The following is a 15528-nucleotide window of genomic DNA, read 5'->3' on the forward strand; positions in this document are numbered from 1 at the left end:
GCGAGCCTCGCGGCGCCGGCGGGCGTGCCGGACATGATTCATATTGTTGGTCCCCGTTCGCTTGAATCTGTTACGCCGATTTTAGCAAGCGGGTCTTCGAGCGGTTCAGTGCGTGCCGGACGCGCGCGCGTGCCACTCGTAGTCGAACACGGTGGCCTGAACCGGCTCCGACAGGCATTCGACGAAGCTCATCACTTCCGGGTCTTTCACGAAGCTCGCGGCCGAGCTCGCCGCGAGAATCGCCGAGCTGTCCTGCGGCCGCGCGACGAGGAAACCCTGCACGTAGTCGACGCCGATCTCCTGCAACGCGCGCAGCGTATCGATGTCCTCGACCCACTCCGCGACGCTGCGCATGCCGAGATTGCGCGCGAGCGCGACGATCGCCTCGACGATCGCGATATCCGCCGGATGCGCACACATCGAACGCACGAATTCGCCGTCGATCTTGAGGGCATCGGCGGACAAGGCCTTCAGATACTTGAACGATGTATAGCCGGCACCGAAATCGTCGAGCGCGATCTTGCCGCCCATGTCGTGCACGCGCGAAATGAAGCGCTGCGTGTTCTCCAGATCGTGCAGCGCGACGCTCTCCGTGATTTCCAGACACAGGTAATGCACGATCGACTGATAGCGCGCGAAGAGCGCGAAGATGTCCTCCATGAACTGCTCGTCATTGAGCGAGCCGCCCGAGAGATTCACGCAGATGAACTGCGTGTTGCCGAGTTGCTGCTGATGGACCTCGATCCAATCGAGCAGCGTCGAGATGACCCAGCGGTCGATCGCGGCGATGTTGCCCGATTCCTCCGCCGCGACGATCACCTTGCCCGCGGGCAGCGTCGCGCCGTCGGGCGAGCGCATGCGCAGCAGCACTTCGAAATTGAGCGATTCGGTCGGCGCCGACAGCGACATGATCGGCTGCATCACGAGGAATAGACCCGGCGGCAGTCGATTGCGCCCAAGCGTTTCGACGAGTTTCAGTTCCTCCGCGCGCTCCTCGAACGCGGCCGCGCCCTTGCGATACGTGACCAGATGCGTGTGCGCGACCTTCTTCGCTTCGCGGCACGCGCGATCCGCGTGCGAGAGCGCGTCCTGCACGCGCACGCCCTGCGAGCATTCGACGAGGCCGATCGACGCCTTCACCTGAAACGCGCGATTGCCGACCTGATACGGCGCATCCGAAAGAATCGCGATCAGCTCGCGACATTGCGCGATGGCGTCTTCGATCGACGTGTCGTGCATCACGCAGACGAACTCGTCGCCGCCGATGCGCCCGACCGGATAACTGCGCGCGAAGTGCGCACGCGTTCGCGCCGCGACCTGGCGCAGCACTTCGTCGCCGCTGCGATGGCCGAACAGATCGTTGACGAGCTTGAAGCGGTCGAGATCGACATACGCCAGCGCCCACGGCAGCGACTCTTCGCTTTGCACGGAGATCGCCTTCTCGATGCCGCGCCGGTTCAGCGAGCCGGTCAGCGGATCGTGCTCCGCGAGAAAGCGCAGGCGCTCGACGGCCTTCGAGCGCTCAGTCGTGTCCTGGAGCGAACCTTCGATCCAGCCGTTCGAGCGGATCGCCTTCAGCAGATAACGACGCTCGCCGGTGCCGCGCTCGGGCGAGCCGCCCATTTCGAGTTCGCCGTCGCTGCCCTTCGACGCCAGCGCCTGCAACGCGCCCCACGCGCCCGCCTCGAAGTAGTCGTTCCAGTGCCGCACCTTGTAGTCGGTCTTTTGCAGATCGAGCATGGCGCGCAACGCGGGATTGGCGCGCACGAAGTGGCCATCGGCATCGAGCGTGAAGAGTCCGATCGGCGTGACTTCGTAGGTATTGCGCAACTCCATCTGCGCCTGACGGCGGAAATCGCGTTCGGCACGCATCTGCTCGGCGATCGCGAAAGCAGCCATCATGCTCGACGACAGCGCGGCCATCACCGTATTCACGCCGCCCACGAGCACCTTCAGCCCGAACGCCGCCCCGAGCACCTCGGAGAACGTGGAGAACAGCACGACGCCGAGCGACGCGACATACCAGAGCACCGTGCGCGAGCGCGCCATCCACACGAGCCGCGCGAGGAAGAACAGCAGCACGCAGATGCCGAAACCGGCGATGACCCACAGCACCGGGATGAAGAACTCATACGGCAGCGCAAGCGCCGCGGCCAGCAGCACGATGCCGACATATTGAATGACGCGCAGCAGCCATCGGTAACCGACCACGCGCAACTCGCGCCGGAAGAGCTGCTGAAAGAGCGCGGCCGTCAGCAGGTAATAGGCGGCGAAAGTGAACTGCCGCAACGGCTGCATGAAATCCGACGGCAACACGCGGCCGAGCCATTGCATGTCCCAGCCCATCGCGTTCGCGCACAGGCGCAGATTGCCGACGAGCCATACCGCGAAAATCACATAGGTCCACTCGTGATTGATGAGCGCCGTGACGAAGACGAACACCGCGAGCGTGAGCAGACCGCCCGCGATCAGGCCCGAGCTTTCCTGAAAGTCGAGCGACGCGTTGCGCAGGCCCTGCCATTCCCATGCGTAGGCGTTGATCTGGGCGGGACCGGAAAACGTGCCCCGGCAGAGAATGTTTTCGGCTTGCTTCAACCGGCCGACCTGAATCGAGAAACCCGCTTTCACCGCGCGCATCTCGCCGCTCACGCCTTCGCGATCCGCCTGGCCGAGCGGCGCGAGCGTGTCCGCGTTCCAGCAGGCAAGCGTTTGCGCGTGGCGCGACGGTAATTCGACGACCGTCGACGAATTCGCGCTCATGCTGGGCGTCGTAAAGGCGAACCAGACCGGCTTTTCGGAAAGATGCGTGCTGTATCGGGAAACGGACGCGGCGCCTTGCAGCGCGGCGCGCGCATCGGCGGGGCCCATGACGCCCGCGTGATCGGCGATCACGCGCAATTGGAGAGGAACGGCGCCGCGCGTTTCGTATTGGCGCGGCAGGAAATAGAGCGTCGCGATCGTACCGAGCAAAATCAGAACGGGCACGGCGTAAACGGCGACCGCGTACAGCGCGTCGTCGATCCACGAGCCCGTGCGTCTGAATCTCGATAAGGAAGCTGGAATAACCGACGCCATACCTGGAAAAACCCCCGTTTGCGCCCGGCGCGATATGCGCGGCGCGGGCGGCGGCGGAGCTCGAAAACTCCCGCGCGCCGCCGCTTTTGGCCAACCGGACCGCTCCGTGGTCCGGTTATTTCGCTAACACCTTTCTAAATACGATCATGCCTTTTTATCTGCCGTAAGCCATCAGCGGAGCCTCCGGGCATCGTACCGGTTCCCAGTCAAAAGATAAATCTACAGAATGCAAATCGATATCCGGGTGATGCGTATGCACCATGTAGTTGAAAAGCGGATGACGCGCTTCTTCCCAGCGCTGGCGCGCCGCCGCGACATCCTTCGCCAGGACGCGATGCGGCAGGCCGCCGACGTGCGTCATCGGCAGGAATTCATTCACGCCGAATACATCCTTGAAGAGCATCGCCTCATACTCCCGATCGAGCGGCGTACGCGCCGTGATCACCATGTAGTCGATCCCGTGCATTTCGCAGAACATCCACAGCGCCTTGCACAGCGCCACTTTCACCACCCGTCCCACCATGCCGCCCGCCACGCCGAGCCGCGTCGCTTCCGCCAGCCGCCCCGTCGCCAGATGATCGGGCAGACGCACCGACTGCTCGACTGCGAGCGGCCCATACGCATTGGTCTGGATGCGCATGGTCCCGAGCGGCGCGCCGTCGAGCTTGGATTCCGCCAGCAACACAGCCGTGCCGCGATCGCGGTCGGAAGGCTCGATGGTCATCGATTCGGCGAATTCGGGCAGATGCCGCCCATAGGCCGAACGTCGGATGCTCACGGCCTTTTGCAGCCCTGCATCGTCCCGGACGATACGAATAGTAAACGGCATGCGCTCGGATTTCTGAAGCGCGGGCACGATCGTGAGAGTCGGGCGAACCGCCGGTTCGGTTTGGTTAGCGGCGGTGCTGTTGGCAAGGTTGAGACGTTCCATTTGTAAACCCCATTTTTTCTTGGCGATTGGAAAGTGCCTCATGTGGGGACGTTTATTTGGTTGGTCCCGTGCACGGGCGAATCGAGCCTCTCACGAAGTCAAATAACGGGGTGCGCGCTTGCCGCTGTTTCCGAGCAAATTTCAGGCTAAAACTATTGAAGAAAGCTTCTAATCGGCGAGCCAATCGCCGCGTAGCCGCTGCAAACCAATATATGCATATGCCGTACAGAAATATGCGAGCCCGAATCAGAGGAAGAAACGAGGGCGAGCAGCCACCTATTGACGCGAGAGGCAAGTGGGAGCATAGCGTTCGTCGAACCGTCGCGGAGCATCGCGTAAACGCTCGAAAACACTTAAAAAACGGGGCGCGGTAACGTTTGCTTACACTTTTGTTTCATAGAATCTGCGAAACAGGGAAATCGCACAGTTTGGGATTCCCGGCGGAGGAGAATGGCAAATGAAAAAGCGGACGTTCCTCGAAAGAAAACGCCCGCATCTATCACGACATAATCATGTCGACAGTGTGAAAACCGCTAAAACGAATTAGAAAAATCAGTCGTCTTCGTCGAGCCAGGGAATATCGACATCGGTAATGAAAGCGACCATCGCGAGCGGGCGGCCTTCCTGTCGCCCGATATTGCCATCGGCACGTTGCCATTCGCAGCGGAATATCGTGGCCGGCGTATCGGCGAGCAGCGTGATCGTGCGAATCTCGTCCGGATCGTTTTCCTCGACGGGACCGTCGAGCGATATGAGCAATTGCTGCGGCCATACGCCGTCGGCGGGATCGTAGATCTTGTCGCCGTCATGAATGACGACATGCGCCTCGACGCCGATCGTCGCGGACGCCTCGACGATCATCTTGCCGAGCGCGCGCAGCACCGCCGTGGCGCGGCCCGAGTTGGCCTGACGGATCGCGAGATCGCCGCGCGTCAGCGCCTGCTCGAGTTTGGGATTGGTTTTCTGTTGCGCCATCTATCTCTCTCGATTGGTTCGTTGCGACTTTCGACGAGCACCGCCCGGCTTAAGTTGCACCGGATCGTAGCATCGCATCAACAAAGATAGGTCGCGCGGGCGCGCGCGGCAAACCGGATACGTCCCGCCGGTCTGGACTTGCGGACGACTTCGGCGCTCAAGTTCGCGCACGAACGGCCGATATTGCGCTCATTCCCATCGAAACGCGTGACCGCCGTGCCGTTCATCGACCTGTGTGCCCGCCCGTGCGTGCGTCTGCCGGCGCGCGCTTCCCGTACGCCGACTTCGCGCGCCGCGCGTCCGGCGTGCGCCACCGTGGCGTGAACGTGCTGACCGGACACGAGGAGATCGTCGACGGCATCGCGCTGCGCACGCATCTGCAACCGATCTACAGCCTGCCGCATCAGCGCGAAGTGGGCTACGAGGCGCTGCTGCGCGGCGACGCGGGCGGCGGCGGCGCGCTCGTCGGTCCGTTCGATCTGTTTGGCCGGGCGATCGTCGCGGGCACGCTCACCGAACTCGACCGCATGAGCCACCGCACGCATCTGCGCAACGCGGCGGCGGTCTTGCCGGCCGCGCACTGGCTGTTCCTCAATATCAATCCCGCCACCTTCACCGATCCCGGCTATGCCGTGCGGCTCGCCGCGGCGACGCGCGCGGCCGGCCTCGCGCCCGAGCGCATCGTGATCGAAGTGCTCGAATCCGGCGGCACCGATGTCGCGGAACTCTCGCGCGCGACGCGTGCATTTCGCGCGCAGGGCTTTCTCGTCGCCGTCGACGATTTCGGCGCGGGGCATTCCAATATCGACCGGCTGCTGACGGTCAGGCCCGACATCGTGAAGCTCGACCGCAGTCTCGTGCGTATGAAAAGCGCCCACATGCGCGACGCATTGATGCCGAAGCTCGTCGATCTCCTGCACGAGTCGGGCATGTTCGTGGTCGCGGAAGGCATCGAGACCGGCGACGATCTGATGCTCGCCGCGCGCTCGAACGTGGATTTCGTGCAGGGTTATCTGTTCGGCATGCCGTCGGAAGAGCTCGCCCAACGCGGCGTCGCGACACCGCTCTTCGAAGACGTGTTCGATGCGCTCGCTCAAATGCGCCGCACCGAGCGGCTCGCGGGCGACCTGCTTCTGCTGCCGTATCGGTCGGGACTCACGCAGGCGGCGCGGCGCTTCGCTTCCGGCGCGACGGCCGAAGCCGCGTGCGCCGAGCTCCTCGCGCTCCCCAGCACGCTCAGTTGCTTCTTTCTCGATCAGGGCGGCCGCGAGTGCATGCCGGGTCTCGCGGGCGTCGCCGCGAAAGCGCCGAGCGAACGTTTCGCGCCGATCGCCGACCCATCGACCGGGCGCTGGGACAATCGCTCGTATTTCGTCGATGCGCTCGCCAGGCCGCAGCAGGTGATCACGACCGCGCCATATCTTTCCGTGACGGGCACGTCGCTGTGCATGACGCTCACGATCGCGACGCAGCGCGCCGGGAAGCCGGTCGTGATCGGTGCGGATCTCGACTGGCGCAAACTGATCGAAGCGGCCCCGACGATTTTCTGAGCGCCTACTGTGCTTCTGCGATCGCCTTCGCGAGCGCCGCCGCGCCCGCGCGCAACGCCGCGAGATTGCCCGGCTCGAACGTCCAGTGCCCCGCCGCGTTCACGACGGCCAGTTCCGCGCCGGGCCAGCGCGCGGCGAGATCGAGCGCCTGATCCGCCGGACACACCATGTCGAAGCGGCCATGCACGATCCGGCACGGCAGATGCGCGATGCGCGCGACGAGCGGCAAAAGCGGCGGCTTCGGCGGCAGTTCGTTGGCCATGTAGTGACGTTCGAGCAGCGCCATCGAAATCGCCGCGGCGTTCGCTTCCGCGCTCGGGCGCTTCTCTTCGTCGGCAGGCTCCTTCTCCGGCTTGTTGACGACCGACAGCGTCGTCTCGTACTGCGTCCACGCGCGCGCGAGCCGCGTGCCGGCTTCGTCGAAACGCGCGAGCGGCGCCTCCGTCATCTGCAATATCTCTTGCGCGTTCGAAGGCCGCTTGCCGCACGCGGCCTCGATCGCATCGAGAAACGCGCGATGCGCCTCCGGGAACACGCGGCGCACGTCCCACAGGAACCAGTCGATGTCCTCGCGCCGCGCGAGAAACACGCCACGCAGCAGAAAGCCGAGACATCGCTCCGGATGCGCAACGCCATACGCGAGACCGAGCGTCGTGCCCCACGAGCCGCCGAAAATCGCCCATCGTTCGATGTTCAACGTGACGCGCAGCTTTTCCATGTCGCCGACGAGCGCATCGATGCCGTTCGCCTCCAGCTTGCCGAACGGCGTGGACTTGCCGCAGCCGCGTTGATCGAAAAACACGACGCGCCACTTGCCCTCTTCCAGCACCTCGGCCCACTTCACGTTCATCGCGCCGCCGGGGCCGCCGTGCACGACGAGCATCACGGGCGCGTCGCGCGGGCCCTGGGCGCGCCAGTAGATCGAGTGACCGTCGCCCACGTCGAGCATGCCTTCGTCGAACTGCACCGGCGTCTCAGTTTCCATTGCGCTTCATCCTTGCGTGTTTACGTAGAGTTGCGTCCATTGTTGCATCCGATCGATGACACCGCATGACGCGCGACGCGCCCGGCGCAATCCGGCGCGTGTTGCGCGATACGTTATGCTGGCGCCTTCCCTTCATCCGTCGAAATGATGCGCCGTACTCTCGTCAAGTGGCTCTTTGCAACGTATTTGTTAGGCAGCGGCATCGTCTGGTCGATTCTGATCCTGCCGCTGTTTCCGTTCGTCGGCCGCAACGGGCGTTACCGGCTCGCGAGGCTCTGGTGCCGCGCGATGGTCGCGATGATGCGCGTCATCACCGGCGTCACATGCTCGATTGAAGGACTGGAGCATTTGCCGGATGGCCCGTGCATTATCCTGTCGCGGCACGAATCGACGTGGGAGACGCTGTCGTTCATGGCGCTCTTTCCGCGCCGCATCAGCTTCGTGTTCAAGCACGAACTCATGAACATTCCGTTCTTCGGCTGGGTGCTGCGCGGACTCGACATGGTGAGTCTCGATCGCGGCTCGATCCGTCAGGCGCATGCCGCCGTGACGCGCGAGTGCGCGGCGCGGCTGAAGAAAGGCGATTCCGTGGTGATCTTTCCCGAAGGCACGCGCGTCGCGCACGATGCGCCGCTCAAACTCGCTTCGGGCGGCGTGCGCCTTGCCTGCGCGACGAAAGTGCCGGTCGTGCCCGTCGTGCATGACGCGGGCAAGGTGTGGCCGGCGAAGGGCTGGCCGGATCGGGGCGGCCATATCCGTGTGATCGTCACGTCCTGTTTGCCGCTCGATTGCGAGATTCCGCAGGAGTTGAACCGCATGGCGCAGTCGCAGATGGACGAGGCGCTCGCGGAGCTGCGCTAGCGGCCGGTCAGTAAAGGGGCCGTTTCTTCGCCGCGCACAAGCGGTTCACCGCGGCGATCAGCGTGCCCATATCGACGGGCTTGCGCAAATAGCCGTCGTAGCTGACGAACGCGGGTGGATTCGGGTGCCCTGAAATCATCAGGAAAGGAATGTGCGCGAGCGCCGCGTCGTTCTTCATCGTCTGGCAGAGCAGCGCGCCGCCGAGCCCCGGCATCATCCAGTCGGATACGACGATGTCCACCCGCTGCTCGCCCAATATCGTCAAGGCTCCGTTGCCGTCAAACGCGCACAGGACATTGCAATCCTCGCCCTGCATGCAGAGGGTCCAGGCTTCGATGGTGGCGCGGTCGTCGTCGACGAGCAATACGGTCTTCATCTTGCGAACATGTTCGGGTGCTGCGGCAGAGGGCCTGTGCGGAACGGACAAAGCGGCGCGAGGGCGGCGGGCAATGTTTTATGTGACCACTGCTGAGCGCGTTTGTTGCAGTCACTTCGTTCGCTCGCTCCCTTTCGTCATAATATTTCTTTCGCGCGGAATCTGCGCGGTAAATGCTGCTTCAGCAACTTGCGCGCCGCTCGTGCCACCCGGTCATTTGCGTCCGGCGCGCGAGCGGCCCGCTTCGCGCAGCGCATCGACGAGCGTTTCCTCCACCGGCGTGCGCGCTGCGTCGTTGCGGCGAATCAGGCCGATGGGCTCGTCGGTGCCCGCGAAGGGCATCGGCAACGCGGCGAGCAGCCCAAGGCCGATGTCCTGCTCGACCGCGCCGGCCGGCACGAACCACACGGCGTCGTTGTTCATCGCAAGCGAGCGCCCGAGCGACACCGACAAGGTCTCGACGAGCGCCGTCAGCGCATGCGCGCCGAACGCGGTGAGCACGCTTTCCGCCGACTGACGGATGAGCGTGCCGAACGGCGGCACGACGATCACGAAGCGCGCGAGCAGCGCGGGCGTGAGCGGCGTCTCGAGCGTCAGCGGATGCTCGCGGCGCACGACCACCGCCAGCGGCTCGCGATAGATCTGCTCGAACGAGAGGCCGTGCATCGCTTCCGGCTCCGACAGCCGTCCGACGACGAGATCGACATCGCCCGCCTTCAGCTTCTCCAGCAAGAGCGCGTTCGAATCCGTCAGCACGGACAGCGACACCGCCGGCCATTGCTGCCGGAACGACGTGAGCGCGGGCGAAAGCAGCACGGGCGCGACCGTCGGCAAGATGCCGATCGCGATGGTCCCCGGCACGTCGCCGCGCTCGCGCAGCAGCATATCCACGCCCTCCCGCAGCGACGCGACGCAGGCGCTCGCGTGCGGCGCGAACAGGCGGCCTTCGCGCGTCGGCACCGCGCCGCGCCGCCCGCGCTCGAACAAACGCACGCCTAGAATGGATTCGAGTTCGCCGATCGTCTTCGATACCGCGGGCTGCGTAATCGACAGGCTGTCGGCGGCGCGCTGCACGCTGCCGAGCTGCGTGACAGCCAGAAAACACTGCAGATGTCGGAACTTGACGCGCGTGTTGGTGAAGTCAGTATCCATGACGTTCCGTTATGCAAGAAGGCACAAAACATCATTTTCCATAACTTGCGGCGTTATATAAAGTAGTCGTCAGAAACTTCCTATTCAACTCCCACAATTACAGGAGACAGTCGACATGACTTCACCGATCCTCACACCGCGTGATTGGGAATCCCATCCGCCGTATCTGTCGCCGGGTTACAAGTCGTCGGTCCTGCGCAGCCCAGGCTTGCCGCTTATTCCGCTGAAGGAAAACCTGCGCAACCGACGCGTGCCGGTCTACGGTGCTGAAGATCTGGGCGTGCTCGACAACGATCTCACCCGCAACGCCGCCAAGAATGGCGAGCCGCTCGGCGAACGCATCATCGTGACGGGCCGCGTGCTCGACGAAGGCGGCCGCCCGGTGCGCAACACGCTCGTGGAAGTGTGGCAGGCGAACGCCGCGGGCCGTTACGTGCACAAGGCGGATCAGCACGACGCCCCGCTCGACCCGAACTTTCTAGGCGCGGGCCGCTGCCTGACCGACGACGAAGGCCGCTATCGCTTCATGACGATCAAGCCGGGCGCGTATCCGTGGGGCAATCACCCGAACGCGTGGCGTCCGCAGCATATCCACTTCTCGCTCTTCGGCGAATACTTCGGCTCGCGTCTCGTCACGCAGATGTACTTCCCCGGCGATCCGCTGCTCGACCTCGATCCGATCTATCAGGGCATTCCCGAGCAGTCGCGCAAGCGTCTCGTTTCGGCCTTCTCGATCGACACGACGCAGGAAAACTACGCGCTCGGCTACGAATTCGACATCGTGCTGCGCGGCCCGGACCAAACGCCGACGGAGTAACCGAACATGACCACGCTGAAACAGACCCCTTCGCAGACCGTCGGACCGTACTTCGCTTACGGCCTGGTTCCCGAGCAATACAACTTCGACCTTAAGAGCCTCTTCACCGCATCGGCGGCGGACCGTGAAGTGCCGGGCGAGCATATCGCCGTCGTCGGCAACGTGTTCGACGCGGAAGGCAAGCCCGTCAACGACGCGCTGATCGAAGTCGCCCAGGCCGATGCCAACGGCCGCTACGTGCAGAGCGTGCAGGAAGCGCGCGAATCGGGCTTTCGCGGCTTCGCCCGCGTGGGCACGGGCACGGACCCGAAACTGCGCTTCATCGTCGATACGGTGAAGCCGGGCGCAACCGCCGACGATTCCGCGCCCCATCTCGATGTCATCGTGCTGATGCGCGGCATGCTGCTGCATGCGTACACGCGCATCTATTTCGAGGACGAAACCGAAGCCAATGCCAAGGACACCGTGCTGCAAAGCGTGCCGGCCGAGCGCCGTCATACGCTGATCGCGAAGCGCGAGGCGGGTGCGTCGGTGAAGCCGGATTCGTCGGGCAGCATCTATCGCTTCGACATCCATCTGCGCGGCCCAAACGAGACGGTTTTCTTCGATCTGTAACGTCTCGCGCTGTCGTTGCATGAAACGAAGGCGTCCGGCACTGCGCTATAGTGTCGGACGCCTTTCGTTCTTTTCTCGCCTCTTTCTCATGTCCGACGCTTCCACGCCCAGCCCGCTCTACGTCAAGCTCCTCAGTGAAACCGCCCAGATCGGCTGGTCCGAACTGGAGCGCTTTTTCGCGCAAGGCAAGCTCATCTGGGTGAAGGGCGATCTGGATCTCGTGAGCGTCGCGGAAGCCCTCGCCAACGACGACACGCGGCAAGTCTCGCAATGGCTTTCTGCCGGACTGATCGAGCGCATGCAGGCCGAGACCGCCACCGATCTCGCCGCGCGCGATCCGGAATTGTGGGCGGTCGTCACATCGCCGTGGGTCTGCGTGCAGGAGCGCGGCTGAATCGGCTCGTCGCTAGCTCCGGTCCACCACGTAGTCGGTCCACAACACGACGAGAATCGTCATCAGCGCCGGGCCGATGAACAGCCCGATGAGCCCGAACGTCTCCGCGCCGCCGAGAATGCCGAATAGCACGAGCAGGAACGGCAAGCGCGCCGATCCGCCGATCAGCACCGGCCGCACGAAATGCTCGGCCACGAACACGACGATTATCCCGAACGCGGCAACGCACGCCGCCGCGATCATCGAACCTTGCGCGAGCAGCCACAGCGCCGCGCCGAGAAACACGAGCGGCGCGCAGAACGGCAGCATCGCCGCGACCGCCGTCAGCATGCCGAGCAGGGTCGCGTGCGGCACGCCCGTTATCGCGTAGGCGATGCCGAGCAACGCGCCCTCGCCCAGTCCGACGACGACGAGCCCCACCACCGTGCTGCGCACCGACTCGGCCATGCGCCGCACGATTGCCGCGCCATCCGCGCCGAACGCGCGGCGCGAACCCGCCAGTAGTTGCTCGCCGAGCCGCGAGCCCGCCAGAAAGACGAAGAACAGCGTCATCAGCATGAAGCCGAAAATGACGAGCGCATGCGCCACGCGTCCGCCGAAATGCCGCGTCATCGCGACGACCGTCGAGCTATGCAGACCTTTCACCGCAGGCGAAGACTCGAGCGGCGTCGCGAGATTCTCCTGCCACCAGCGCGCAACTTGTTGCGCGCCCATTGGCAGGTGTTCGATGAACGCGGGCACCGGAATGCCGGTGCGCAGCACTTCGTGGAACCAGTGGAGCATCTCGTGCGCTTCCTGCACCGTCTGCGCCGCGACGATGAAAAACGGCACGACGAAGAGCAGGCCGATCGCCACGGTCAACGAGACCGCGAGCAGGTTGTGGTGGCGTCTGAATACGGGCCGGCGTTCGAGCCAGGAAAACGCGGGCCACAGCGCAATCGCGATCACGCTCGCCCACACGACCGCCGGGATGAACGTGCGCGCCGTGTAGAGCGCGACCAGCACGAGCACGACATAGAGCGCCGCGGAAGCCGTGCGCTGCATCTTGCGCGTGCGCTCGGACGCGTCTGGTGTCGTGTTGTTGCGCGGCTGGATCTGCATGGGTGCGTGAGCTCGAGTTCGTGATGATCGATGACTGCAAACAGGAAACGTTCGCCAGCATTGTAATCACGCACGAATCATTCCACTCGAGCGCGCAGTCAGACAACCATCTTTACAATTGGAGTCGTTTCGCGGTCCCTATAATCGAGGCTCGGTATCGACGCAGAGATATGCAATGACGGAGAAAGCTTCACGGGCAGCGACCGCATGCCTCACGATGATGTTGCTCGCGGCATGCTCGAGCGGCCTCAATCGCGCGAAGGAAGAGCGGTTGAACGCGCAATACGGCATCACGATGTTGCCGGTCAAGGGCGGCGTGGAGATGCGACTGCCCGAAGCAGCGCTCTTCGACATCGACGAATCGACCATCCGCGCCAGCGATTCGCCGATGCTCGATCGCGCCGCCGAGGTGTTGAAGCGCAGCATGCGGCCCATTCTGATCGAAGGCCACACCGACAACCAGGGCTCGCTCGCCTATAACCGCGCGCTATCCGCGGCGCGGGCGGACGCCGTCGCGAAGGCGCTGATCACGCGCGGCGTGCCTGCCGCGCGCATCACGACACAGGGCATGGGGTATCTGCGGCCCATCGCGAGCAACGACACGCAAGCCGGCCGCGCATCGAACCGGCGCGTGGAAATTCTCGTGCGCGCCGAGAGCGAAGATACGCTGCTCGGCGCGCCCGCCAAGGTGAAGCGTTAGCCCGCCTGTTCGACCTCGAGCACGAGCAACTGCGAGCCGTCGGCGACCTGATCGCCGACTTCGAACAGAATCTCGCCGATCTTGCCCGTGGCCGGAGCCACGATCGTGTGCTCCATCTTCATCGCTTCCATCACCATCAGCGGCGCGCCCTTTTCGACGGACGCGCCCGTCTCCACGAGCACCGCGATCACCTTGCCCGGCATCGGCGCGGTGAGTCGTCCTTCGTGCTCGGCGTCGCCCGCGTGGGCCATCAGGTTCTGCCACTCGAACTGGAACGCCGCGCCTTCGTGAAAGACGTGGAAGACATCGCCGTCGGTGAAGACGTGGCCTTTGATCAGCGCATCGTCGAGCTGCACCGCGAACGACGTCGCGCCGCTGTGCGACCAGCCGAAACGCGCGCTTTCATCGTTCAGCGTGAGCCGCTTCTCGCCGTTCTTCGTGAACACGACCTTCAGCGTTTCGTCCGTGTCGAGCGCGCGCCAGTTCAAATCCTGGCTGTAGCCGCCCGACATGCGCCAGTGCGAGAGCGCATCCCAAGGCGACTGGCCATGCGCCTCGCCGCCTTCGCGCGTGAGCAACGCCGCACATGCAAGCGCAAGCGCGCTCTTGCGCGAAACGCCCGACGGCGCGAACAACGCATCGTGATGCCGCTCGATCAGCCCGGTGTCGAGATCGCCCGATGAAAACGGCTCGCTCTTCACGATGCGCTGAAGGAACTCGACGTTCGTCGAGAGCCCGACGATCTCGCACTCGGCCAGCGCACGCGCCATGCGCGCCAACGCGTCGCGACGGTCGCGGCCATGCACGATCAGCTTCGCGATCATCGGATCGTAGAACGGCGTGATCGAATCGCCCTGACGCACGCCGCTGTCGACGCGCACGTCGCCATCGATCGAAAACTCCACCGCGTGCGGCACGCGCAGATGCTTGAGCGTGCCCGTCGACGGCAGAAAGCCGCGCGACGGATTTTCCGCGTAGATGCGCGCCTCGATCGCGTGGCCGTGCACCTTCAGTTCGTCCTGCTTCAGCGGCAGCGGCTCGCCCGCCGCCACGCGTAGTTGCCATTCGACGAGATCGAGGCCCGTGACCATCTCCGTCACCGGATGCTCGACTTGCAGGCGCGTGTTCATCTCCATGAAGTAGAACTGGCCGTCCTGCGTCATGATGAACTCGACCGTGCCCGCACCGACGTAATTCACCGCGCGCGCCGCCGCGACCGCGGCTTCGCCCATCGCGCGGCGGGTTTCATCATTCAGGCCCGGAGCGGGCGCTTCTTCCAGCACCTTCTGATGGCGGCGCTGCACGGAGCAATCGCGATCGAAGAGATAGACCGCGTTGCCGTGCTTGTCGGCGAAAACCTGCACTTCGACGTGACGCGGACGCAGCAAGTACTTTTCGATCAGCACGCGATCGTTGCCGAAGCTCGATGCCGCCTCGCGCTTGCACGACGCCAGCGCAGCCGCGAAGTCCTCGCTCTTCTCGACGACGCGCATGCCCTTGCCGCCGCCGCCCGCGCTCGCCTTCAGCAGCACGGGATAACCGATGCGGTCGGCTTCGCGCTGAAGCAGCGCAGCGTCCTGATCGTCGCCGTGATAGCCCGGCACGAGCGGCACGGACGCGGATTGCATCAGCGCCTTCGCGGCGGCTTTGGAGCCCATCGCGCTGATCGCTTCGACCGGCGGCCCGATGAAGGTGATGCCCGCTTTCCCGCACGCGTTGGCGAAATCTTCGTTCTCCGACAGAAAGCCGTAGCCCGGATGAATCGCCTGCGCGCCGGTGCGCTTCGCCGCCTCGACGATGCGCTCGATACGCAGATAACTTTCCGACGCCGCCGAGCCGCCGACGTGCACCGCTTCGTCGCAGACATCGACGTGCTTGGCTTTCGCATCGGCATCGGAATAGATGGCGACGCTGCCGACATTCAGGCGCTTCGCCGTCGCCGCCACGCGGCATGCGATTTCGCCGCGGTTCGCTATGAGTATTTTGTTGAACATGG

General features: G+C 64.2%; 14 protein-coding genes. 6 read left to right on the forward strand and 8 right to left on the reverse strand.

All coding sequences use genetic code 11. The annotated features are described in order from the left end of the window. Nucleotides 1–105: 105 nt before the first annotated feature. The 3 genes from AWB74_RS01655 to AWB74_RS01665 all read right to left on the reverse strand — a co-directional run bounded on the left by AWB74_RS01655 (nt 106) and on the right by AWB74_RS01665 (nt 4981). Nucleotides 106–3075, reverse strand: a complete 2970-nt coding sequence (locus AWB74_RS01655; protein WP_061145006.1) for a putative bifunctional diguanylate cyclase/phosphodiesterase — start codon at nt 3073–3075, stop codon at nt 106–108. A 154-nt stretch (nt 3076–3229) separates the two neighbouring features. Then, nucleotides 3230–4006 (reverse strand): N-acyl amino acid synthase FeeM domain-containing protein, encoded by a 777-nt coding sequence (locus AWB74_RS01660; protein ID WP_061145007.1) that lies wholly within the window; start codon nt 4004–4006, stop codon nt 3230–3232. A gap of 552 nt (nt 4007–4558) precedes the next feature. Continuing rightward, the gene (locus AWB74_RS01665) at nt 4559–4981 is read right to left on the reverse strand and encodes a hypothetical protein (protein ID WP_061123351.1); all 423 of its coding nucleotides are present in this window, start codon (nt 4979–4981) and stop codon (nt 4559–4561) included. Nucleotides 4982–5226: 245 nt separating this feature from the next. On the opposite strand from AWB74_RS01665, the gene AWB74_RS01670 reads away from it, so the two are divergent. Continuing rightward, a complete protein-coding gene (locus tag AWB74_RS01670) occupies nt 5227–6531 on the forward strand; it encodes an EAL domain-containing protein (protein ID WP_061145008.1) in 1305 nt (434 codons plus the stop codon). A 4-nt stretch (nt 6532–6535) separates the two neighbouring features. On the opposite strand, the gene pip is transcribed toward AWB74_RS01670, so the two are convergent. Next, nucleotides 6536–7516, reverse strand: coding sequence for a prolyl aminopeptidase (gene pip, locus AWB74_RS01675; RefSeq protein WP_061145009.1), 981 nt, complete (start codon nt 7514–7516; stop codon nt 6536–6538). 147 nt (nt 7517–7663) lie between these two features. On the opposite strand from pip, the gene AWB74_RS01680 reads away from it, so the two are divergent. Then, nucleotides 7664–8377, forward strand: coding sequence for a lysophospholipid acyltransferase family protein (locus AWB74_RS01680; RefSeq protein ID WP_061145266.1), 714 nt, complete (start codon nt 7664–7666; stop codon nt 8375–8377). 7 nt (nt 8378–8384) lie between these two features. Here AWB74_RS01680 and AWB74_RS01685 read toward each other — a convergent pair whose 3' ends face one another. Together AWB74_RS01685 and pcaQ are read right to left on the reverse strand one after the other, a co-directional pair. Continuing rightward, a complete protein-coding gene (locus AWB74_RS01685) occupies nt 8385–8741 on the reverse strand; it encodes a response regulator (RefSeq protein ID WP_235024453.1) in 357 nt (118 codons plus the stop codon). Between the two features lie 225 nt (nt 8742–8966). Next, nucleotides 8967–9905 carry a pca operon transcription factor PcaQ gene (gene pcaQ / locus AWB74_RS01690; RefSeq protein ID WP_061145011.1) on the reverse strand — a complete coding sequence of 313 codons (939 nt, stop codon included), beginning with the start codon at nt 9903–9905 and terminating at the stop codon, nt 8967–8969. A 115-nt stretch (nt 9906–10020) separates the two neighbouring features. Between pcaQ and pcaH the strand changes: the two genes are divergently transcribed. The 3 genes from pcaH (at nt 10021) to AWB74_RS01705 (ending at nt 11731) form a co-directional block, all read left to right on the forward strand. Continuing rightward, complete coding sequence (gene pcaH / locus AWB74_RS01695) at nt 10021–10722, forward strand: protocatechuate 3,4-dioxygenase subunit beta (RefSeq protein WP_061145012.1); 702 nt, start codon at nt 10021–10023, stop codon at nt 10720–10722. A 6-nt stretch (nt 10723–10728) separates the two neighbouring features. Further along, on the forward strand, nt 10729–11337 hold the full coding sequence (gene pcaG, locus AWB74_RS01700) for a protocatechuate 3,4-dioxygenase subunit alpha (protein ID WP_061145013.1): 609 nt from the start codon (nt 10729–10731) through the stop codon (nt 11335–11337). Nucleotides 11338–11425: 88 nt separating this feature from the next. After that, entirely contained in the window at nt 11426–11731 is a 306-nt protein-coding gene (locus tag AWB74_RS01705) for a DUF2288 domain-containing protein (RefSeq protein ID WP_061145014.1), read from the forward strand. Between the two features lie 12 nt (nt 11732–11743). Here the strand turns inward: AWB74_RS01705 and AWB74_RS01710 are convergent, their stop codons facing one another. Next, nucleotides 11744–12832, reverse strand: coding sequence for an AI-2E family transporter (locus AWB74_RS01710; protein WP_061145015.1), 1089 nt, complete (start codon nt 12830–12832; stop codon nt 11744–11746). 175 nt (nt 12833–13007) lie between these two features. Here AWB74_RS01710 and AWB74_RS01715 point away from each other — a divergent pair, with 175 nt between their 5' ends. Next, the gene (locus tag AWB74_RS01715; protein WP_061145016.1) at nt 13008–13532 is read left to right on the forward strand and encodes an OmpA family protein; all 525 of its coding nucleotides are present in this window, start codon (nt 13008–13010) and stop codon (nt 13530–13532) included. On the opposite strand, the gene AWB74_RS01720 is transcribed toward AWB74_RS01715, so the two are convergent. Further along, entirely contained in the window at nt 13529–15526 is a 1998-nt protein-coding gene (locus tag AWB74_RS01720) for an acetyl-CoA carboxylase biotin carboxylase subunit (protein ID WP_061145017.1), read from the reverse strand. The two genes, AWB74_RS01715 and AWB74_RS01720, sit on opposite strands and share 4 nt — an antisense overlap. Nucleotides 15527–15528 lie beyond the last annotated feature (2 nt).

The organism is Caballeronia arvi, from assembly GCF_001544695.2.
Classification (GTDB): Bacteria; Pseudomonadota; Gammaproteobacteria; order Burkholderiales; family Burkholderiaceae; genus Caballeronia; species Caballeronia arvi.